General features: G+C 51.8%; 14 protein-coding genes. 4 read left to right on the top strand and 10 right to left on the bottom strand.

What is annotated here, in order from left to right:
• Positions 1 to 118: 118 nt before the first annotated feature.
• The gene (locus tag VN577_23150) at positions 119 to 826 is read left to right on the top strand and encodes a GntR family transcriptional regulator (GenBank protein HWR17746.1); all 708 of its coding nucleotides are present in this window, start codon (positions 119 to 121) and stop codon (positions 824 to 826) included.
• 31 nt (positions 827 to 857) lie between these two features.
• The gene (locus VN577_23145) at positions 858 to 1856 is read left to right on the top strand and encodes an alpha/beta hydrolase (GenBank protein ID HWR17745.1); all 999 of its coding nucleotides are present in this window, start codon (positions 858 to 860) and stop codon (positions 1854 to 1856) included.
• Here the strand turns inward: VN577_23145 and VN577_23140 are convergent.
• The 4 genes from VN577_23140 to VN577_23125 all read right to left on the bottom strand — a co-directional run bounded on the left by VN577_23140 (position 1825) and on the right by VN577_23125 (position 7167).
• Positions 1825 to 4518 carry an FAD-binding and (Fe-S)-binding domain-containing protein gene (locus VN577_23140; protein ID HWR17744.1) on the bottom strand — a complete coding sequence of 898 codons (2694 nt, stop codon included), beginning with the start codon at positions 4516 to 4518 and terminating at the stop codon, positions 1825 to 1827. The two genes, VN577_23145 and VN577_23140, sit on opposite strands and share 32 nt — an antisense overlap.
• Positions 4519 to 4652: 134 nt before the next feature.
• Positions 4653 to 5504 (bottom strand): fumarylacetoacetate hydrolase family protein, encoded by an 852-nt coding sequence (locus tag VN577_23135; protein ID HWR17743.1) that lies wholly within the window; start codon positions 5502 to 5504, stop codon positions 4653 to 4655.
• 15 nt (positions 5505 to 5519) lie between these two features.
• Positions 5520 to 6263, bottom strand: a complete 744-nt coding sequence (locus VN577_23130) for an SDR family oxidoreductase (protein ID HWR17742.1) — start codon at positions 6261 to 6263, stop codon at positions 5520 to 5522.
• Positions 6256 to 7167 carry an SMP-30/gluconolactonase/LRE family protein gene (locus VN577_23125; protein HWR17741.1) on the bottom strand — a complete coding sequence of 304 codons (912 nt, stop codon included), beginning with the start codon at positions 7165 to 7167 and terminating at the stop codon, positions 6256 to 6258. The genes VN577_23130 and VN577_23125 overlap by 8 nt, the downstream gene beginning before the upstream one ends.
• Before the next feature lie 694 nt (positions 7168 to 7861).
• Here VN577_23125 and VN577_23120 point away from each other — a divergent pair.
• Positions 7862 to 8836, top strand: a complete 975-nt coding sequence (locus VN577_23120) for an SGNH/GDSL hydrolase family protein (protein HWR17740.1) — start codon at positions 7862 to 7864, stop codon at positions 8834 to 8836.
• A 5-nt stretch (positions 8837 to 8841) separates the two neighbouring features.
• On the opposite strand, the gene VN577_23115 is transcribed toward VN577_23120, so the two are convergent.
• Both VN577_23115 and VN577_23110 read right to left on the bottom strand, forming a co-directional pair.
• The gene (locus VN577_23115; protein HWR17739.1) at positions 8842 to 9984 is read right to left on the bottom strand and encodes a glycoside hydrolase family 172 protein; all 1143 of its coding nucleotides are present in this window, start codon (positions 9982 to 9984) and stop codon (positions 8842 to 8844) included.
• 79 nt (positions 9985 to 10063) lie between these two features.
• Positions 10064 to 12679: a glycosyl hydrolase-related protein gene (locus tag VN577_23110; GenBank protein HWR17738.1), complete on the bottom strand. Its 2616-nt coding sequence runs from the start codon at positions 12677 to 12679 to the stop codon at positions 10064 to 10066.
• A 198-nt stretch (positions 12680 to 12877) separates the two neighbouring features.
• Between VN577_23110 and VN577_23105 the strand changes: the two genes are divergently transcribed.
• Positions 12878 to 13018, top strand: a complete 141-nt coding sequence (locus VN577_23105; GenBank protein HWR17737.1) for a hypothetical protein — start codon at positions 12878 to 12880, stop codon at positions 13016 to 13018.
• A gap of 882 nt (positions 13019 to 13900) precedes the next feature.
• Here the strand turns inward: VN577_23105 and VN577_23100 are convergent.
• The 4 genes from VN577_23100 to VN577_23085 all read right to left on the bottom strand — a co-directional run bounded on the left by VN577_23100 (position 13901) and on the right by VN577_23085 (position 20793).
• Positions 13901 to 14665, bottom strand: a complete 765-nt coding sequence (locus VN577_23100) for an SDR family NAD(P)-dependent oxidoreductase (GenBank protein ID HWR17736.1) — start codon at positions 14663 to 14665, stop codon at positions 13901 to 13903.
• The gene (locus VN577_23095; GenBank protein HWR17735.1) at positions 14658 to 15851 is read right to left on the bottom strand and encodes a mandelate racemase/muconate lactonizing enzyme family protein; all 1194 of its coding nucleotides are present in this window, start codon (positions 15849 to 15851) and stop codon (positions 14658 to 14660) included. Before VN577_23095 ends, VN577_23100 begins: the two co-directional genes overlap by 8 nt.
• Before the next feature lie 179 nt (positions 15852 to 16030).
• Positions 16031 to 17593 (bottom strand): hypothetical protein, encoded by a 1563-nt coding sequence (locus VN577_23090; GenBank protein ID HWR17734.1) that lies wholly within the window; start codon positions 17591 to 17593, stop codon positions 16031 to 16033.
• A gap of 599 nt (positions 17594 to 18192) precedes the next feature.
• A complete protein-coding gene (locus VN577_23085) occupies positions 18193 to 20793 on the bottom strand; it encodes a hypothetical protein (protein ID HWR17733.1) in 2601 nt (866 codons plus the stop codon).
• Positions 20794 to 21613 lie beyond the last annotated feature (820 nt).

The following is a 21613-nucleotide window of genomic DNA, read 5'->3' as shown; positions in this document are numbered from 1 at the left end:
GATAGATCATTTATCCTATATTCCGATACATTGACTGGAGCGTCAGATCGTCTACAATCATCTTGACCCGAGAAGGAACTGTTGAAACGACACTCGGGATCGCATACCAGAGGGACTGATGCCACTCACAGCAACAAAACTTAATACGCAACCGGCCCGCCACCAAGTTGCGGGAAAAATACGGGAAGCAATCCTAGATGGATCACTAATTCCAGGCGAGAGATTGGTAGAGCGCAAACTTGCCGAGGCTCTTGGGACCAGCCAGTCTGCTATTCGAGAAGCGCTAATTCAGTTAGAACTCGAAGGGCACGTTAGTAAAAAGCCAAATTCCGCGACCTATGTGACCGATTTCAGCCAGAGAGACCTGGAAAATACTATCGCCGTTCGACGGGCGCTCGAATCCTTCGCCGCTGAAGAAGCTGCCCGGCAGAGAACTCAGGCAGACATTGAGCGGATGCAGGATCTCTTCCATGAATCAACGGCTGCCGCCCGTTCGAGAGATTTCCAGAAATACATCCGCGGTGACCTGATTTGGCATATTTCGATGTGGGAATCGACTCACAACGACTGTCTGGTGGAAACCCTTCGTCGCGTCGTAGTGCCTTTGTTTGGCTTTAGTGCAATTAGGGTTGCTATGCAGCCTGGATTCAACCTTGCTAAGGACCTTCAGCTTCACAAGGCTTTATTGGACGCTATCGTCGCCGGCGAACCTGAAAGAGCCAAGCGAGCGTTTCACGCCGCCATGCAGGATTGGACAGACCAGGCAGTGCATCTGTACAGCGAAGAAGAAGCTTCTGAAGAAACTCCTGAGACCGTCGCTGAATAGTCATTCGCGGAACCGAGAAGGAAAGATAGCCGTGAAAAGCCGCTGCGGTGTCGGGTTCCTATTTCTTGTCTTTGCTTGCCTTCCACTCTTCGGACAATCTCCGAACCGGGCCGCGCGCCCAGATTCGGCTCAACTTAATAGCGATACCGGCGCGGTGCTTTGGATTGCGCTCAACTACGTTTTCATTCCGAACATCACCTACACCACGGCGAACAACTATCAAGCCAAACTGGATGTCTATCGGCCGGTATATACGAAGTCCCCTGTTCCGATAGTCGTTAATATCCATGGTGGCGGATGGGTTAATGGAACGAAAGAGGAGGTTTCTCTCAGCGTACTTCCTTACATGCAAATGGGATTTGCCGTCGTCAACGTCGAGTATCGTCTGGCTCGCATTTCCCCAGCGCCTGCAGCCGTTCAGGATTGTCTGTGCGCCTTGCACTGGGTGGGACGGAATGCAAAAGTGTTTGGCTTCGACTTAAACAAAGTTATCGTTACCGGCGCTTCAGCCGGAGGTCACCTCGCACTTACGAGTGCCCTGATCCCGACGACCGCAGGCTTCGAAGATCAATGCGCGAATGACGACGATGCTTCGGGCGGAGCTGTACCGTGGCCCAACCACAGGCCTCGCGTGGCAGCTGTAATCAACTGGTTTGGAATCACCGACGTGAAGGACCTTCTACACGGCCCACACACTCGCGCGTACGCAGTCACGTGGCTGAACAACGCTCCGGATAAGGACGACCTTGCAGCCAGGCTATCTCCCATCAATTACGTTCGGCAAGGTACGCCGCCAATTCTCACGATCCATGGTGATCGCGACACATTTGTTCCCTATGATCAAGCTATCAACTTCCACAAAGCATTGGATGCAGTTAAAACCAGGAATCACCTATTGACGATCAATGGAAAAGGTCATGGCGACTTCACTTTGGCCCAGAATTTGGAAGCATGGAACGCAATCGGACTTTTCTTGAAAACGGCAGGAATCTCTTCGATCAATGAGGTTGAGTCTCATTCAAGGCACTAGCGACAAGGAACGCTATCGACTGATAACGGATACCGCTCTGGGTTGATAGCCCGATTTCGCAAGTTCGACTCGAGGAATATCCCTCGGAGCACACGGCTCTCACCTGCGGTTTCAGCTCGATCAGCGCCGATGCACTCAACTCCGGATGTGTGAATCCTCTGTCTCCAGCAAAACCGCAGCATGTTGTGGCGTCCGGCACGATTACACGTTCGGCACACAGTCTCGCCAATTGCAGAAGTGACTTTTCTTTTCCCGCCTTCGTTACGCTACATGGGACGTGAACCGCCACGGTCGATTCGAGCTTTGTGATCGGCCCTCGCGGAACTAATTCTTGCAGCAAGAATTCGCTGAGATCAAGAACCTGCAGTTCTCCTCGGGCGTGCTCGATCAACCTTTGTGCGCACGGGCTGGTATCGACAACCACCGGGTATTTACCGTGTTCTGACGCCAAGTCGAGATGCGCGACCAACTCCTCCAATTTCTGACTTCCGACTGAAGCAAACCCTTTGCTAGAGAAAGCCATACCGCAGCAAAGATGATTTATCTCAAGTGGCACAAGCGGATTGATACCAAGACGTTGGAACAGTTTGTAAATCTCAGTAATTTGGGAAGTTGATTTTACCGAACCGCCAAACCCGCCAAACAAACGGCTGACGCAACTTGGAAAATAAACTACTTGCTTCAACGATGATGCGGACAGAGAGGTTGGAAGTTTGGGAGCAGGCAACGGAATCCACTCCGTCCACTCAGGGATTGATTTCCCCACTAGCTTTCTAGCCATTTTGGCCAACCGTCTCATTCCTTTGTTCCCGATGACCCGGTGGATTAGCCATGCAGCACGAAGAAGGCTTCGAAATGCTGTCAAAACAGTACCCAGATGCGAAGACACAAATTGAGCCAGAGCTTGACTGGTCGCATGGCGAGAACTACTGCGCAATTGTTTTATGAAAGCCCCAGTGTCAATTCCCAATGGGCACAAAGTCGCGCACAGACCGTCCGTTGCACATGTTGCTTCTCCTTCATACTGGAACCCGCGCTGCCAATCCGCCGCATTGGCTCGGGGCATCGACATCTCCCTCCAAACGCTTATCCGTTGCCTGGGCGTAAGACTTAAATGCCGCGAAGGGCAGGTCCTCTCGCAAAATCCACACTCTGTACATTTCTCGATGATCGCATTCGAAGCCGGTGTCTTCTTCAGGTTCCTTACATGTATCTTTTCGTCACTGCTGATGATCACCTCCGGGTTCATCAGCCCTAAGGGATCGAACGCGCGTTTGATGTCCCGCATCAACTCGTAAGCCTGTTTTCCCCATTCCATCTCAACGAATGGAGCCATATTGCGGCCGGTCCCATGCTCTGATTTCAAAGACCCGTCATATTTCCGAGTTACGAGTGCAGCAAGTTCAGCGATAAAGGCTCCGTATTTCTCGATCTCGTCGTTGAGGTTGAAATCAACGCAGAAGACAAAGTGGAGATTCCCTTGGAGTGCGTGCCCAAAGATGACAGCATCGTGATACCCATATCGTGTAAAGAGCGACCGTAGGTCGAGAGCTGCGTCACCCAGCCTGTTGCACGGGAAACCCACGTCTTCTATCAGGATTGTTGTGCCTGGAGACCTCGCGTGACCCAGCGCAGGGAACAGTCCTTTGCGAAGTAGCCAAAGTTGCTTGGAGCGGAGTTCATCCGACGTGAATTCACACGGTGAACAAGCGTTGCATTCTTTGAGTACTGAAGCAACTTCCTGTCTACTCCGCTCAACAGTTTCAAGGCTATCGGCACGCACCTCAATCAATAACGCAGCGATATGTTCGTCGAGCTTGCGGAAACTCTCTGGAATCTCCAGCTTCGCTTCTACAGCGCGCAGGCTTTGGCGGTCCATGAGCTCTACTGCGGAGACATATGTTTTTGTAAGCTGATAAGCAGCTCTACACGCCGTAATGACGTCAGGAAAGAGAACCAATGCTGTCGAGGAATGCTTGAGATCAGGAACCGTGTTGTATGTAATCTCGCTGATAAAGCCCAGAGTTCCCTCAGAACCGATCAGCAAATGAGCAGCAATATCAAGAGGATCGTCGAAATCGATCAGCGAGTTCAGGCTGTATCCACACGTATTCTTAATGGCAAACTTCTTGCGAATACGCCTTTGCAACTCTGGGTCAGATTTCGCGCGTGCCGCTATCTTCGTCAGGTGTTCGAGCAACAACGCGTTGTTTGCGGCAGAATGTCGACGGCTCTTTTCTGAATGCGTATCAAGAATCGAACCGTCCGCAAGGATAGCTCTAATTGCTCGCATCGTGTGATAAGTGTCCTGAACATTGCCACAGCACATTCCGCTCGAGTTATTTGCAGCGATACCCCCAATCATAGCGGCATCAATAGATGCTGGATCGGGGCCAATCTTCCGGCCAAACTTTGATAGTACGCGGTTCGCATCTCCGCCTAGAACCGCAGGTCCGAACCGCGCGGTTGCTCCATCTTCCGCAACGAATATGGGATTCCAGAGCCGACTTACTTGAATTAACACTGAGTCGCTCACCGACTGCCCGGAGAGGCTAGTCCCCGCTGCTCGAAAAGTGAACGGAACCTTCCAGGTTGTACACGCATGAATCGTCGTTATAAGTTCCGCTTCCGATTCCACCATCACTACCAATTTGGGAACCATTCGGTAGAAACTCGCGTCTGTTCCGTAGGCAAACCTACGTAGCGAATCGCGGATTAGCCGAGAGGATGGGATGCTTCGCGACAAGGACTCGAACAGTCCACCGTACCGCTCATCCATTGCTTCGTGGGACCGCATCAACAATCAGACCAATCTGTCACCTTTTGAACTTGCTCGCCCAGTCCTTCGATCCCAAGCCTGATTTGATTCCCAGCCTTCAAGTAAACCGGCGGCCGCTGTCCCAGCCCCACTCCCGGTGGAGTACCGGTGGAGATAATGTCCCCGGGGTGCAGGCTCATAAATTGGCTTATGTAACTTACGAGGTAGGCTACTCCAAAGATCATCGTCGACGTATTGCCATTTTGATAGCGATGTCCGTCAACCTCCAGCCACAGACGCAGGTTCTGAGGATCGGGTACTTCATCGGGCGTGACCAGCCAAGGCCCGATGGGTCCGAAGGTGTCCGCGCTCTTCCCTTTCACCCACTGTCCCGTGCCTTCCAGTTGAAACGCACGCTCCGAAAGATCATTCACTACACAGTATCCGGCCACATGTTCCAGAGCTTTATCAATATCAACATATTTCGCGGTCTTGCCTATCACCACACCCAGTTCGACTTCCCAGTCAGTCTTCTGCGAATTACGTGGAATCACTACATCATTGTTTGGACCGCAAATCGCGGAAACCGCTTTCATGAACAATACCGGTTCGCTGGGGACTTGAGCGCCGGCTTCAGCCGCGTGATCTGCATAATTAAGTCCAACACATATGAACTTGCCTGTCCCGGAAACACATGCCCCGATTCGAACTCCTGCCGCAACTTTCGGCAGCGACGAGATATCGATCGTCCTGAGTTTGTCCATCGTTTCTGGACAAAGTGCATCTGCAGCGATATCTGGCACGTGCGCGGACAGATCTCGCACCTCTTTATTTTCATCCAACACGCCAGGCCTTTCGCGTCCGGGATCGCCAAATCGAAGTAGTTTCATAATTCTCTCGATGGTTTAAAGCGTGAATCCGCCGTCGATCACATGAATCTGCCCCGTGGTGAAAGACGATTCGTCGGAAGCCAGGTACACAGCAAGGGCAGCGACCTCCTCCGGTCGCCCCAAACGCCCCGTGGGCTGCCGGGCCACAAATTCAGCGCGAACCTTTTCCGGGTCTCCTTGCGAAGCGATGCGTTTTGCCAGCGATGGAGAGTCCACCGTCCCGGGACAGATTGCGTTGCACCGAATCCCGCTGCGAATGAAATCGGCCGCGATAGCCTTTGTTAAGCCGATAATCGCAGCCTTGGTAGTGCCGTACACGAATCGATTGGGTGCCCCTTTTATGCTCGACACTGTCGACGAAACATTCACAATGCTACCCTTGCCTGCTTTGATCATGCCCGGTAGCACCGCCCGGCAAGTGCGATACATTGACTTAACGTTAATGTCGAACGACATATCCCAGTCGTCATCTGAACAGTTAAGAATTGTGCCGTGATGAACGTACCCGGCGCAGTTGAACAGAATATCGACTTGCCCAACTTCTGAAACTACCTCGTTGATTGCTTGCGTGTCTCGAACATCCACTCGCCGAGTCTGAATTTGCGGGCACTCCTCCGCCAATCGGCCGAGTGCCTCACCATTCAAGTCGGTCGCCCAAACTTTGCATCCGGCCGCGGCAAAGGCCAAAGCCGTGGCTCTGCCAGTCCCCTCGCCTGCGGCGGTTAGCAATGCGATCTTTCCAGCCAGTCGATCACGCATGAGCAGCAATGCCTCTCAAATCCGTTCGGTATTCCGGTTTTCCTGTTACCGGAACTGTGCAGTGGAACAAAGCTCCCCCAAAGTATCCGGAGTTTGCGTCGTAGCCGGACGGCATCACCGGCATTGGCTCTGATCTGGCTGCAGACGTAACGAACAGTTCGGTGAGTCCAGGCCCACCAAACATCACCGAAGAACTTTGTTTCGCCGGAACACTAATCTTCCGTTCCGGTCTACCGTCCGGGTCATATCGAACTACACAGCTCCCATACCATTGAGCTACCCAAACGTGGTCTTCAGCGTCGACCGTCAACCCGTCTGGCAATCCTTCGGTGCTGTCTAACTGAATGAATGTGCGTCGGCCGCGAGCTTTTCCCGTAGCAACATCGTACGAATATGCGTATACCTTTCGCGCAACGGAATCTGAGAAGTACAGTGTCGTCCCGTCTACCGAAAAACCCAAGCCGTTTGCAAGACGAAAACCCTCATCCAAAATCTGTAGTTCGCCGGAGCCATCGAGTGAAAACAATTTCCCCAATTCATACTTCGTACTCGGATCATAGAAGCACGATCCAGCAAGGAACCGGCCCTTTGGATCTGCAATGCAATCATTCAGCTGAAGTTTGACGGGCCCGAGTTCAGACGCAAGCAATCTGGGCTCGCCGACTCGGTCCCAAATCCACACGCCTGAGTTGTTCGAGAAAACAAGATCGCCCGACCGGTCGAGCGCGCAGCCATTCACCTCGACATCGGTGAGGAGCACGTCTTTGAGTTTCAACCTCCAGTCGTAGGAGTAAAACTTTCTGCCCACGCAATCCGTCCAATAGAGCTTTTGACCGGTTGCATCCCAGAGTGGCGCCTCGCCACAAAGATTGTTGTCGTCTACAAGTACTGAGCAAGAGCTCATGGAATTCCTGTAAATGTTTGCCCCTACGAAGCTGTGGACTGAAGCCCCGTTGTGGTCGAACAATCAGTGTCACTACGCCGACACCGCAAGTCGGCGGCATTTCGGGCAGTTCAAAACCCGAACACTGACACAACTTCGGACGAGTGTTAATCCATCTGAACCTGGTCCGCCGGCTAATCCTAATGCATACCTGCGTCTGCTTACGTAACGACTCTGAGTATGATCGATGATCGTTCAAATGTCAAATCAGAAACGCTCTCTTTCCTTCCGTAACCGCTTCCTGCCGGTATAATTGCCCGAAGGGTAAAATTAAATTCGCCCTTGTCCGATATTCCCCCCGGCAGCCTTGCTCGATCATTGACTAGATACTAAGCATCCAAGGGAGAATATCTGGGACGACCAACAGGGTACCGCTGTGTTGCTCGGAGTGAATGATTTGAAAGCTTTGACTCTGCTAGCCAGTGTTTTGTTCGCGACCTCTATGGTCTGTGATGCGCAATCGCCGCAAGCGTGGGTCGGCACATGGGCCAGCGCACCTATGGCGTGTCCGGTTAAAGCCGGTGGTCCCTCTCCCGGGAACTCAACGTACGTTAACATTGTCCGGACCAGCATTCGCGGTAAGCGACTCCGGGTTCGATTGACGAATGAGTTTGGGACTTCGAATCTGCATATCCAAGAAGTCCGACTCGGTCTGATGTCGCCGGGTAAGCTGGACGCTTCCAAGAGAGATTTACCAATACACTTCGGCGGACGACCTTTTACTACAATTCGCGCTGGCGAGTTCGTTATTAGCGATCCAGTTGAAACACGGATCCCTGAGCTATCGACAGTTTCAATCAGCCTTTATGTTCCTGAGCAGCCCATTGCGATCATCACTTGTCACGAATTGGCCGTATCCACAAACTTCGTGGGTCGAGGAAACACCTTCAAACATCGGAAGACAAAAATGTCGGCCACCTCCTCCTGGTACTTCCTTTCCGGCATTGACGTGCAAGCTGAAGAGTCGGCAATCGCAGTTGTGGCGCTCGGAGACTCCATTACTGACGGGATGTCATCTACGCAGGATGCCAACCGGCGTTGGCCAGACGTTTTGGCCGTTAGGCTGCAAAATGATCCCGAACTGCGCCATGTGGCGGTTCTGAACGCCGGGATTATTGGAAATCGCGTTCTTCGTGACGAAATCGGCCCTAACGCCATTGCTCGCTTCGACCGCGACGTTCTGCGTCGGCCAGGAGTCAAATGCCTGGTCCTGTTAGAAGGGATCAACGATATTGATTGGATTCGCAGTGACGAAAATGTTTCAGATTCGGCAGAATTAATCTCAGGATTGAGAAAGCTGATTGAGCGCGCACATTCGGAAACACTGTTTGTGATTGGAGGTACCATTCCGCCGTATGGCGGCGCTGAAGGGTTCATTGACAGGGGTAATTCGATACGCCATGCCGTCAACACTTGGTATCGAACCGAAAACGTGGTCGATGGCATAGCTGATTTTGATCAGGCTCTCCGGAATCCAGAACAGCCAGACAAATTGGACTCTAAATATGACTCGGGAGATCACGTTCACCCAAACGACGCCGGGTACGCTGCCATGGCTATGTCCATCAATCTGGAACTGATCCGCTCATGTGCAGAAGGACATGACTCCCCAATGCAGAGACGTAGATAGACAATTCAATTGATTTCCAGAGACTCCCTTCCTGGAAGCTTGGGGAATGGAACGTGTGGTTCAGCTTGGTACCAAAAGGCGACGGACGAAATGTCATCCTGTAGTGCAATAAATTTGGTTCCTCGGGGTGCAATGCCGAGTGCTTGAATTGTTACACGCAAATCGGATTCGAACCGTATTTGATCCGTGATGTGCCAACGGTATAGCCCAAACTTCTGCTGCGAGCGATATATCCCATCGGGTTGAATGACCTGGACCAGTCCCGAATAAGGCGAAGTAAATTCTTCGTATCGTCCCTTTTCATTTTCGAAATCGATGGAACCGCCAAAGTAATCTTCCGTTCCGGTGCCGTTGATGGTCGGAAAGTCCTTGTCTCCATCTAAGTAGAACTTTACTTCTCCTTCTCCCCACCAACCGTTGTTGTGAACTCCCCAGGTCATGTAGGTGCCGACATATTGGCCTTTACCTTTGACGCCATCGAGAATCGTATACACCTCCTTGTAAGGCAATGGGTTGACTCGCCGAAACTGCGCATGGAAATAGGCCGCGTCTTCTGACACCTGACTCATGGAGTAATCAATCTGAAAATACAATTGCATGGGACCCTCATCCAGGTTTTGCATTGTGATTTTGGCTTTGCGGCGAAATGGCATTGGCCAATAAGCATTGAAGCCACTGTTGGGATTCACACATATCGGCAGCGAGGCGATGCGGGCAGGCTTCAATAAGCCCATTGCGAAGAAGTCGCCAACCGGTACTTCCACAGAGGGTTCATTTTCATCATCCCAGTACATACGAAGGATGGCCAACCGCCAGTTTCCGATCGGCGTCAACCAAATGTGGTTAACCATTCCGGACCCATCAATTGTGGCCAACGTGGCGGTCCTCCCAGACTCGATAATGATGCTGGGGCTGACTTTCCAACCCTGCCCGCCTAAATGACGGCCGAAACTTGCATTCGTTCCTTCTGTGGCCATTCCGCCTTTTCCTTTTTCACCCGTAGGATTCTCGGGACTGATCGAAAAGGTCTTCGCATTTGAAAGTCGGTAGATATTCGCCAAACTATTCTGAAGACCGTCATACGATCCGCTTTGGCATAGAACTGGGACGGCAACGATTAACGTTGCGAACAGCAGGTTGAGTTTCATTGAGCTCCCTTGTATTCACAGTGAAGAACATCTCGGGTCCATTACTGATAACAACATAAGTTCGAAACAACGAACCGTTTCATCGGCTATCGCTATTGGACAGCGAGCCGCCCACTAGATCCGGCAATTTCATCTTCTGCAATTCTGCAGAATCTTTTGTTCGAGTCTGAATCCTCAAAGTGGCAATCCCAAACGATTTGATGGGAACAATAACCGTGCTGCCGGATACCGGAAGAGTTTGGTCGCAGCGCTCCACTGCATCGCACAACCAGGCTGATTCTATCTTTGCCGTTGGAAACTCCACCGCGAATTCGCTCGGATTTCCCTTCAACTCAGTAAAGCGAAGGATCGTACCATTGCCATCCTCTGCCTGCTTCCATGCAGTCAATACAACGTTGGGAGAATCTACATTCAGAAAGCTGCCCTGGTTGGCCGGTAGAGGGCGAGGCAATTCATCGACGCGATCCTGCGCGGAGACTACATTCACTTCGAACTTGGTCATCGCCGCCCACCCGAAACGACTTAGGGTTGCCGGCGTGAGCTCTTTTCCGCTGGTCAATGCATATCGAAATACGAATTCTCCTCCCTGCCCGGCAACATAGTTCGTCGTCCAGTAGTTGTTCATGGGCCAGGAGAAAACGATACCCTGCCTGGCACCGAACTCCGTCGGGAAAGTGCCCCGCACGATGTCGCCAAAAGTGGCTAATGGCGCATCCAGCGGTACAAGTGCCGCAGTCCCAAGTTCATCTCCTAACGCTATCCAATGTTGGATAGAAAACCACTCCCGTCCCGCACCGGGCAAAAGGTCCTTTTCAGGATCCACAAATCCATTCTGGGTTTCGTACTTAAATTGCGGATTCCGAATGGCAAACGGGAACGCGAAGTACACTCCTTCTTTTGCGTAGGTCTTGGTCTTGGTCAAGCGATTGGTAAACAGCACCGCTTTTTCATCATTGAGCAAAAGAATTTCTGTCTCGATTTTGGGGGTGTTTATGCCGGCAGATTGCACGTTCGCTACCGTGCCGAACGGGGTTTTCGATACGGACACAAGTTTCCCCTGCCAGGTTGAGTGAACTTGCATGTCTGGTAACGGAAGCACTTCGGAGTAACGTGACAACCGGTTGGATCTTCCGTCCCCTCCCGTCACGTACAGGTATTCATTAAATTTGTATGCCGACGAAGCATCTACTAACTCGCGCTGTAATTGTTTGTCGAAGATACTACGAATCGATCCCGATGTGGCATCGAGGACGATGCGATAATACTGGTTTTCTAGGATCGGTGACACAATGGAAGTCGCCGGTGCCGCCGATGTCCGATTCCGGCGCAATGCATAGCTCTTGTATCCGACGGAAGGAACATTTTTGGCCCAGAAGCGGATGTGGTCAAATCCGTTTCCGCCGCTTAGGATTTCGAACGGCACATCCTTCCCGGTGGAGAGATCGATCAGTTGCGTGTTCTTGTCCAGATCCATTTCAACCAAACCGCTGCGAGCCCAATTCAAACTATTGAAGACCAATACTGTCTGGCTTCGATTTTCAGTTGCATCCGCGATTACCGACATTGACCTCTGGACCGTCTCGTCGATCAGAAGATGTGCGTCCAGCACGCGCGCTTCCTTGACGGCGCGCTGCGCAATACTCAGTTGGCTTTCGGGATCGACGATACTTCGGTCAGCTTCCCAACAATGCTCTGCAAAGAGCAGTTGATTCTTCCAAATTGCGTTTAGCGTTTCGCGGTCGGGACTCGTCTTTGTATTCACGAGCGCACTGATGGTCGCGAACTTTTCTGCCGTCAGCGCACGTTGCTGGTTTTCTCTGGCTATCGCCGCATAATAGGAATCTGAACCAATGCCATCTTCCCAGTAGGGCCCTCCGTCGCCGCGAATTACCGGCATCTCTTTTCCGACCTGTGCAGTAATGTATTCCATTGCTTCCGCAAAGCCGGAAAAGCGAATCCGAGGATACGCGAACACCTTATTCCACTCTTCATCCAATTTCGCCTGGTTTGTATAGAGCGCGGTATTTTCCCATTGGGTCCCATATACGATGACGCCGTCCGACTTGTATTCTTTCTCGCTATACTGCTGCAAGAAGATCGGCAACGTGTCGCGACCGCCCTGGATCTGTGGAGGCAATCCAAAGATATGGGGAAGTTGCTGGTACGACTGCGAGTACCACATAGCAATTTTGCTTCCATCGGGACCTTGCCATAAGAATGGAGAACGGCGGTTCAAATGTCCGAGCCGAAGGATAGGGGCCCGTTCGTTGTTGCTGGCTGCCACCAGATATTTCAGACCGGCGGCCGAGAGAACGGACGCATAAGACCAACTGTACGAGGGGACGTCGGTGATACTGGCATATTCAAAGGGGATCCCGTAATCGGAGCTAAACCTCTGCCCAGCATAGAGCGACCGGATTAATTCCTCCGAAGAAGCAAAGCCAGTCAGTAGATTGAAATAGTTTGCCGGTACCTCTATCTTTCGCTCGCGAACCAAGTTGAGAAAGTTGGCGCGTTGCATCTGACTTCTCGTCTTCAGAAACTGCTCAGCCGCCCATTCACCATCGACTGAATAACGAAACGACGGGTGTCTTTCGATCGTCTCGATTGCTTGATCCAAAGCACGGCTTTGTATCTCGTATGTCTTCGCTTGGTAGTCGGAATAGCCAATGTCGAGATGCTCATGCGGGACCACAAAAACGATCCACTTCTTTGCTGGGCGAAGCTCAGCCAGAACTGTCTGCTTGTAGCGATCGGTGGATACCAAGACTTTCCACTTTCCCGCTACGGCTGATTCGGGAATCTTGAAATTAAGTCGATGCTCTCCGAAATCTCGATCGCTTCGAATCTCTTCCGAAGCTCGAAATCCTTTCGATTCGAGCAGTACTCGTCCATGATACGGTCGTTCTCTGAAGCGAACGCGAACTTCAACGATCTCAACAAGGTTGATCCCATCATTCTGGTAGAAGATTGTGGGAACAACCTCGGCCATGAGTTGTTCGGATTTATCTTTTTGGCCATCATTCCGGATTAACGCGATGGCATCGTAGAACAGCCCTGAGTCCCCCACCCTGCCAGGCGGCGCAACCGCGTCGTCACGGTCGTCTGGCTCGTCAATGGCCGTCAGTACGAGGAGGTTCTGTCCCTTGCGCAGAGAACGTGCGGGCAGATCTACGGTGATCGTTGCAACGGTATAAGTAGGCGCATTTCCAGTCGGATCACCCATCCTGTAGTTCAGTTTCGGTTGAGGATAGAACCACCCCGTAAGGCCGTTGATCTCCACTTGTATATGAGGTATACGCGGGGTATCCACAATTAGGCCGACGCGCAGCGAATACAGAGCGGAAGGGCGTTGTGACAAAGAAAACCGAATGGTAAACGGGTGACGACGATGTCCTGCTTGCCCATTCGCGGAACCCGGTTGGTAAGCAGGCCAGTCCTTTTGAGAGGTGCTTTCCCCCACCACGAAAACCGGATCTTCGGCCGGATCGGAATAATCAATCTGCTTCGCAAACTCTATCGATGCCTCATCGAATTTACCGATCTGCCAAACAGCTTCAGAGCCGAGTGCAGAATGAGCCGAAAAGAGCAGAATCGCGACCGCTATGCATCGCCCGGTTCGCAGCACGTTCATCCTCCTCAGTCACAACGAAGCGTTATTCGACCGATGGACCGGCCGTTTGAGAGAACGCTTGGCATGGCCCTTGATTGTTTACCTGTTGATATCAGCAGATCTCGAATGAATCTCTCGATTCCAGGAAGGAACCAGTGCCGCTCCAGCAATTGCCAGAATCAAGCAAGTCAGCGCTCCAGCAGCTATCGCATCGTCTGCAACTTCGTATGCGGAATACTGTTCTGCCCAAAGCACGTTAGCTCGACGAGCGCGGAAACGTTGATGACGCGTTGCGGCTCACTTTCATGTGGCGAGCCTGCAAAGAAGACCCCCATCAACAACCAGCGACGCACCGGTGATATAGCGCGCCGCATCCGATGCCAGGAAGTGCACTGCTTCGGCTACATCCTCCGGTTGGCCGACCCTTCCTAACGGGATCTTTTCTCCAAAACCCTTCAGAGCCTCTTGAACGTCAGACGCGGCAGCGAGAAAAGGCTCCATCATTCCGGTCTGGATTGCTCCCGGGCACACCGCGTTCACGCGAACGCCCTCTGACGAGAAATCCAGTGCCATTCCGCGAGTAAGTCCGAGAATTCCAGCTTTAGTGGCCGCATACACGGAGATATTTGATTCCGTCGCAAACGCCTGCACCGAGGAAATATTTACGATGCAACCTCTCGTTTTCTTCAAGGAGAGGAATGCGTGCTTGCTGCACAAAAACGTTCCTCTTAAATTTGTGTCAGTAATCGCGCTCCATTCTTGAGCACTGTACTCTTCAGCACGCCGGTAATACTCGATGCCTGCGTTGTTGCATAAAACGTCGATCTTTCCGAATGCCTCGATAGTTCGATTGATGAGTCGTTCAATATCTTGTTCATCACGAATATCTGCCGCCACGAACAGGGCGCGGCGATTCTCGTTCTGCAAATCCTTTTCAAGCGATGCACCGCGATTGGAATTGATATCCGCGATTACAACACCGTAACCATCCGCCGCGAACCGCTTCGCAATGGCGCGGCCGATGCCGTAAGCTCCACCGGTTACGATCACCACGCGTGGTTCAATCACTTATCTTTGCCTTTAAAGACTGTATGTCGCTGGTCGCTGCTTCAGCCTCTTCTTTGAATCTCTGTAATGCATCCCGGTTGAGTTCGACTCCCAATCCCGGCAATTTCGGTAAAGCAATTTGCCCGTTTACCATTTGCAATTCGTTCGATACCAACTCCCGTCTAAGCGATGATCCACAAAGAGAGTCCGGTAGAAATTCGATAAACGCACAATTCGGGGTGGTTGCGGCCAAGTGCGCGGCTGCTGCTATCGAAATACCCGATTTCCAGAGATGCGGAACAATTGTCAACCTCTTTTGTTCCGCAAAATTGCACACTCGCTTTGCTTCTGTGAAGCCGCCAACTCGGCCTACATCAGGCTGCACTACACTGACTTTGCCCCGGTTTATCAAGTCCATGAACTCGAACCGCGTGGCGAGCCACTCACCTGCGGCGATCGGTATCGGTTGTTCCTGGCTTAACCGCGCATAACCATCCAGATCGTCCGAAGGCAGCGGCGTTTCAATGAAGAACAGATTGAAGTCCACCCACGGCCGAATCGCTTTCAAACAGGTGTCTGCGTCCGGAAATGCATATTGCACGTCCACCATTAGCGTGAAATCCGGGCCGACAGCATCCCGCACCTCCCCGATCACGCTCGTCATCTCCTGATGAGAAGCTTTGAGTCCTTTGTGCGCGTACGGGCCACATGGAGTGACCTCGATCTTCGCCGCCCGAAAGCCCAGGGCCTTTGCTCGAAGTGCCCACTCCTTGATCGACGTCCGATATACGTCGAAAGAACTGACCTCAGGCTGAAGCGAAGCATAAGGGGTGATCGAATCCCGAACCGCACCCCCGAGCAACTCGTAGCAAGGCTTGCCAAGAGCTTTGCCGCGGATATCGTGTAGCGCCATATCCAAGGCGCCGATCGCATGGACTACCGCCCCGCGCCGGCCATTCATTGCCGACCCGACATAGAGCTTCTCCCACAGACGCACCGTATCCATCGGATCCTCGCCCATCAACATCTCTGCCAGGCCAAGCCCCATCGTATGCGTTCCCGGTGCCTCAATGCAGGCCCGGGCGATCCATGGATTTACATCTGTTTCCCCTATACCCGTAATTCCCTCATCCGTATGTATTTCAACCACAATGTCATCTTGGGACGAACTCGTGGCACCCACGTCATATCCTGGATCTAACAGCACGTGGCACTCTATGTTTGTAATCTTCATAATTAATTAATATCAATGATCGATCACAGAGTACGATTTTCTTGTCGATTGTGTCAATGAATTACTTATATCTTCGCCATTTCCATAGTTTACAGGGGTTCAAATGACAATTATAAGATCGATCATCATTCATTGGAGTTACGTGAACGGAATCACTGGCTCTGGGCAACCGCAAGTTTGAACGGCTCGACACATCCGATCATTACTGAGTTTTTCGAGTACTTAGCAAGGAGTCGTCCCTCGATCGGCTCGAAAAATGACTCAATCTGTTCATAATTCGTGTAGGGTTTGCCTGCACCGATCACCTGTTTGAGGCGAACCAATGCCTCATTTAAGTCTCTGTCTCGCTCAAAGAGCGGGCTACGCCAGATGTTGATGTCGATCGTTTTCTCCCAGCCCGTCTCTTTGTTCCACGCCAGCATTTTGTCAAAATAGTCTTCTACGAGCTTTCCGGCATTGTCGATTTTCGCTCCGTCTCGCACACCTTCGATGAGGAGCTCCCGAGCGACGCGAATCTCGAGCTGCATTTTCAGAGACTTGATTACTATGTGGGGATCTGGAAACAAGAACCTGCCAACAGCACCCACCCGAGGTTTGCCGACGGATCTCATTAATCCTTCCAGCCGCGCGATTAGGAGGCCAATCGTTCTTGGATCTTTTTGCCGTAATGCCAGGAAAGAGGCCGCAATCAGTTCCTTGTGGTCGGGATAAAGAAGTCGTGCGACATCATCCAGGACTTCGCTTTCGCTCTTGTTCCGGTAACTCGAATCCCAAAGGGTATTCATGAAGTAGAAGCTGCGCGGAAACTGCAAGAGAAGCAATTCGTTGTTTCCCATCCATCCGCGTAGCTCAGGGTATGTCTGCTGTATTGCCAATACCTCTCTCAGCGATTCGAACCCCATGTTCGTAGCCGGGAACGCTGGTTCGGATTCAATAGCTCCGTAAGGAAGGTAGACCGTACTTTTTAATGCTGCTTCGCGTCGTGCAGACTCGAGGTAAGGCGTCATTCCCGCAACAACTTCCCAAGGACCAGGAAGGTTGTTCTTGAAATTTCGGATTGTGTCAGCCATGAACTGAATGTCGCTTTCATCAGGGAACTTGCCGGTGAAGTTGAAGACCGTTCCCAACTTTTGCGGAGACTTCTTGGATGTGTGTCGCCCCCAACCGATCCACATCCAATCGACTAACTTCGTTCTGTGGCCGCCGACGCTATAGCGATCAAGAAGTTTCCGGGCCTCGAGAAAAATCTTCAATTGGTCGCTAAGTGGACTCTCGGGCCAACCACCCGGGTCCGAATCGATCAGACAAAAAGCATCCGCGTTATCAACCACGCGATAAAGAGCTTCGAATGATTTGGAGATTGTTGCGAGTTGCTGAGGATCAGAAGGGTCCATGTCCTTCTGGCATCCCTCGATCCAATGCGGCCTTAACCTCGGGTCCGGTACACTGCAGTCCGTCACGGCTATGCGATTTGCAGACTGCATGATCCAGACTTCCATCCCCCGCTGACGCTGGGCATACTCCACCACGCGCCGAAACTCCTGTAGGTACGCCTCGTCTGGCGGCGCCAAAGGAACAGTCATGGTTTCCACGTAGGGCCACATGAAAATCAAATTGCCACGCTCCGCCCAAACGATATCGACGAACCTCTTCCAGTCTTCCTCTGTCCATGTGCGGAATCCATAGGGATGGTTCAGTTGCCATCCCCCGTTCATATGAAACCCCCTTACCCGAACGCTTGGCCCGCTTCTAATGTCCAGAGGTCCTTCGACATAAACGACGTCCGCTTCGCTTCGGATCAGTTGCAGGAGGCTTGCCACGCCTAGATTGGTTCCGTGCGGGTCAGAACCCGCGACAACAACTACGATTTTGCCAAGCAGATCCAGAGACTTTATCGCTGAGTCTTGCGGGCCTAGGCCACTGGTTAACTTCTCGTCCAAGTTCAGGGCGACAGCCATCTTCTGCCCCACGACAATGGCTGTTTTACCTTTTCTTAGATCTTCCGCGGATGAACTTACTCGAACAGTTATTGCGGTCAAATCGCTCAAGTAACTCGCCAAATCCTTCACAGCATATTGAACATATGACGCCTCGTCTGGGTGTACTAAGATCACCGCATTCGTCAGGTCTATGCGGCTTGTGTGCGTTTCCGTCGAGGACAGGATCCCGCAAGAGAAGAACGGTAGAAGGACCGCGAGTAGTCTTAAGTGTCGAGTTAACTTCCTATTTACGAATCGCATAGCTGGCAGTAGGGCTGCAAAATAATGGCTGGAACAAAGTCGGGGACTGAAGAATCAGCCCCCGCGCATGGAATTCAGAACGTTAATCGAACAGCCAACTGAATTTGCCGATTGTCTAGCCTTGTTGCGGTGACTTTTCCGAAGTTGGGCGTTCCAAACGTGGTGTTTGGGTTGGCCATGATCAGGTGGTTTGCGACGTTAAATGCTTCGGCACGGAACTGCAGATTCATCTTCTCCAAAACTTTTGTGTTTTTGATGAGAGAAAGATCCACGTTTCGAAGGCCCGGACCAATAACCGTATTGATTCCTGCGTTGCCAAAGGTGTATTGAGGTGGGAGGGCAAATGCGGCCGTATCGAAGAACTGATCGATAGTCTTCGGGCCATTGTTTGGGTTGTGCAGCAAGTTTGGGAGCTTCGCTCCTTCGCCTACATTTGGATTATCGAACGCAAGTGTGACCGTGAGCGGTTGACCAGTCTGAAAGGTTCCGATTGCTGCCATTTCCCAACCGGAAATCAGCTTATCCGCGACGCCACTAACACCTCCAAGAACCTGCTTCCCTTTTCCAATTGGAAGTTCATACACAGTACTCAAGGTAAATCTGTGCCTTATGTCAGCACCCCACAAGCCTCGGTTCGCCTTGCGGTCATTATTATCCTGTAAATCTGGGGTCGATGTACTTGAGCGCTGGGAATCGGTTATCGTCTTGGCCCAGGTATAGGAAGTGAGCAAAGAGAGTCCGCTCGAGAAACGCCTTTCCCCTCGAACTTGAAGTGAGTGATAGTTCGAGCTTCCAATCGACTGATCGCTGCTAATCCTACCGACATTGGTGTAGGGACGACGGTCGTTAATACTACCCGGACCAGGTCGCGGCTGGTTCGGCAGTGCACGCGACCACAACTTCGTATCGTGGTTGCCAACGTAGCCGACATTAATCACTACGCCGGCTCCCAACTCGCGCTGCACGCTCAGGTTCCAGGCTTGCAAGTAGGGGTTCCGGGAATTCCCCGGATATGCACTGAACTGGAATACGCCTGGATTCGAAGTAGCAACGGGATTAAACCAATCCCAACTCTGAAAGTTTGAAACGTTATTGAAAACATTGTAGTTGCTGACGAATGGCGGATTATAGCTCAGGGAAGTTAGTCCGCTGAAGTTTCTCTCTTGGTAAAAGATTCCATACGCTGAGCGTATGACCGTACGTCCCGACGAACCTAGTCGGTAAGCGAACCCAATCCGTGGCGCGAAATTATTGTTGTCATTTCCATCGAAAGTACTACGATTCGGAGCAATTGAACTGGGCAGAGTTGTTTGACAACGGCGCACTGCATCGGGAACACATGGGCCTGACAGCAACAGTGTGGCCGTACTTGCTCCAGGCGGAAGAACGATGTTCGCAATCGAATTGTTCGCAGACACAGGCCAAGGCCGCCACTCATATCGCAGCCCGATATTGATTGTTAAATTGTTAGTGACACGCCAGTCGTCCTGAACCCACGGCATGATTTCCCACTGGCGGAATTGTGGGTCAAACTTTTCTGGCGAGAGTTGATAATTACTCGGAATCCCAATCAGCATGTCAGCGGCTGAATAACCCGTGAACGTGCCATCAAACGTATACGCTCCGTTTGGGATGAGTATTTCCGGGAAAGTTTCGTGGTGTCGGACAGCATGTCCGCCCATCCGAATCATGTGTTTTCCGCGTGTGAGGCTAACACTACCTTGATATTCGTACCTCTCACTGAACCAACTGCGCGGGCTAGAACCGCCGCCAAACCCGCTGAACCCGACCACTGAAAAACTCGGAGCACTAGATCCGAGCGGATCTTGAGTAACGCCGTTTATTCGCAGAACACCCGTCGCGATGCTCGGTACTTCGCCGGAATGGTTCTGAATATTGAATTGCTTGAACAGGTTATAGCCGACTCGGAATTCCAGAATGCTGTTTGGACTCAAGGTTTTGTTGAGTTGAATCCCGACGTTGTGATTGAAATTCGTATCGTACGAGGAGAAGTTGGAGTTCAGGATCGCTGGATTATTGTTGATCTGGTTGCGAACATAATGCCCAAATATCTGAGTATCTTGCTGCAAGGAATGGTCCAGCCGAACGAGGAATTGGTCGGTGGAATTGGTGCTACTGCCGGGGGCGACGTAGTTGTTAGACAAACCCGGACGATTCGGCAGGAGAAGGTACTTGTCGAGGAAATCTGGCATGACACTAAGCACCTTGTTCGGAGGAATGACATTTCCAGGATACGGCTGGCCGGTAAAAGGATCCTTTATGACTCTCGGAGTTGGCAAGGCAAGTAATTCCGAGAAATCCCCGTGATGCATCGCTTGGGTCGGGAGACTGGCCAGCAAGGTTACCGTACGATGCTCGCGGAACCCCTCGTAGCTGCCGAAATAGAATGTTTTGTTGCGGATCAGCGGCCCGCCAAACGTAGCACCAAATTGATTGCGTCGTAGCGGCGGCTTTGGTTGGCCCAATCTCTTCGTGAAGTAATTAGTCGCATCAAAGAAATCGTTTCGGAGGAACTCGAAAGCGCTGCCATGATACTGGTTGGTGCCGGACTTTAGCACCATGTTCACAAGACCTCCGGCGTTGGAACCAAAGTCCGCAGAGTAGTTGCCGGTTTGAGTCTTGAACTCCTGTATTGCATCGACGGACGGATTCATGGTGTTCGTTCCGTGGATCCAATCCTTGAAGGAAATCCCGTCCAGCAGATAATCGTTATAGATCTCCGAATTTCCATTAACCGAAAAGCTTCCGCCGCCCGTCGTGGTAGTTTGCCGATCGATTTTGACGGCTCCAAAAATGGAACCGTACGCAGGGCCGGTCGTTACCCCCGGTGAGAGAAGTTGCAATTGAAGGAAGTTTCGCCCGTTCAGCGGGATCTCGCTAACCAGCTTGGACTCGAAGAGAGTGCCAACGGTGGATTCAGTGGTCTGCACCGCCGTCGGCGCAGCGGTGACCGAGATCTCCGATGCCGTCGTTCCGGGCGCGAGAACAAAGTCAACGGTGCGTAACGACTGAACTTCCAACCGCACCTCCTTCACGATCTTCCGTTGAAAGCCATCTCGTGTCGCAGTGACTTCGTAAACGCCGATCTTCAAGTTCGGCACTGAGTACTGCCCTGCTTCATTGCTCTTCGCTTGCCGAGTGTCCCCGGTGTTCACGTTCCTTACGCTCACGGCCGCGCCAGACAAGATTGCACCTGTAGAGTCGCTCACAGAGCCCACAATGCCCGCTCCCTGTGCGCGTAGTGAGACTGGGAACGCGATGAGCACAAAAAGGGTGGCCAGTCCGAAGCTGCGGATCACACTCAGGAACATCATGCTTCCTCCCATTTAATCGATGAACGATCATTATTCATCGACGAGGTCGGAAGGTATATCTCACCTGAAAACTCGCTGTCAACTGGGAAATTCGCAAGTACAGCGATTGTTTCGACTAGACTACCACCTTTACCTCCTGCTACGATCTGCTGCGATTATG

It is taken from the genome of Terriglobales bacterium (assembly GCA_035561515.1).
GTDB lineage: Bacteria > Acidobacteriota > Terriglobia > Terriglobales > Acidobacteriaceae > DATMXP01.
This window is presented reverse-complemented; position numbering and strand designations above follow the sequence as displayed.

Bases quoted from the DNA above. Each gene is read 5' to 3' on its own strand.
- VN577_23150 (HWR17746.1), top strand. From the start codon at position 119: ATGCCACTCACAGCAACAAAACTTAATACGCAACCGGCCCGCCACCAA.
- VN577_23140 (HWR17744.1), bottom strand. From the start codon at position 4,518: ATGGTTCCCAAATTGGTAGTGATGGTGGAATCGGAAGCGGAACTTATA.
- VN577_23135 (HWR17743.1), bottom strand. From the start codon at position 5,504: ATGAAACTACTTCGATTTGGCGATCCCGGACGCGAAAGGCCTGGCGTG.
- VN577_23130 (HWR17742.1), bottom strand. From the start codon at position 6,263: ATGCGTGATCGACTGGCTGGAAAGATCGCATTGCTAACCGCCGCAGGC.
- VN577_23125 (HWR17741.1), bottom strand. From the start codon at position 7,167: ATGAGCTCTTGCTCAGTACTTGTAGACGACAACAATCTTTGTGGCGAG.
- VN577_23120 (HWR17740.1), top strand. From the start codon at position 7,862: ATGTCGCCGGGTAAGCTGGACGCTTCCAAGAGAGATTTACCAATACAC.
- VN577_23115 (HWR17739.1), bottom strand. From the start codon at position 9,984: ATGAAACTCAACCTGCTGTTCGCAACGTTAATCGTTGCCGTCCCAGTT.
- VN577_23105 (HWR17737.1), top strand. From the start codon at position 12,878: ATGATACGGTCGTTCTCTGAAGCGAACGCGAACTTCAACGATCTCAAC.
- VN577_23090 (HWR17734.1), bottom strand. From the start codon at position 17,593: ATGAACGGGGGATGGCAACTGAACCATCCCTATGGATTCCGCACATGG.
- VN577_23085 (HWR17733.1), bottom strand. From the start codon at position 20,793: ATGAATCCGTCCGTCGATGCAATACAGGAGTTCAAGACTCAAACCGGC.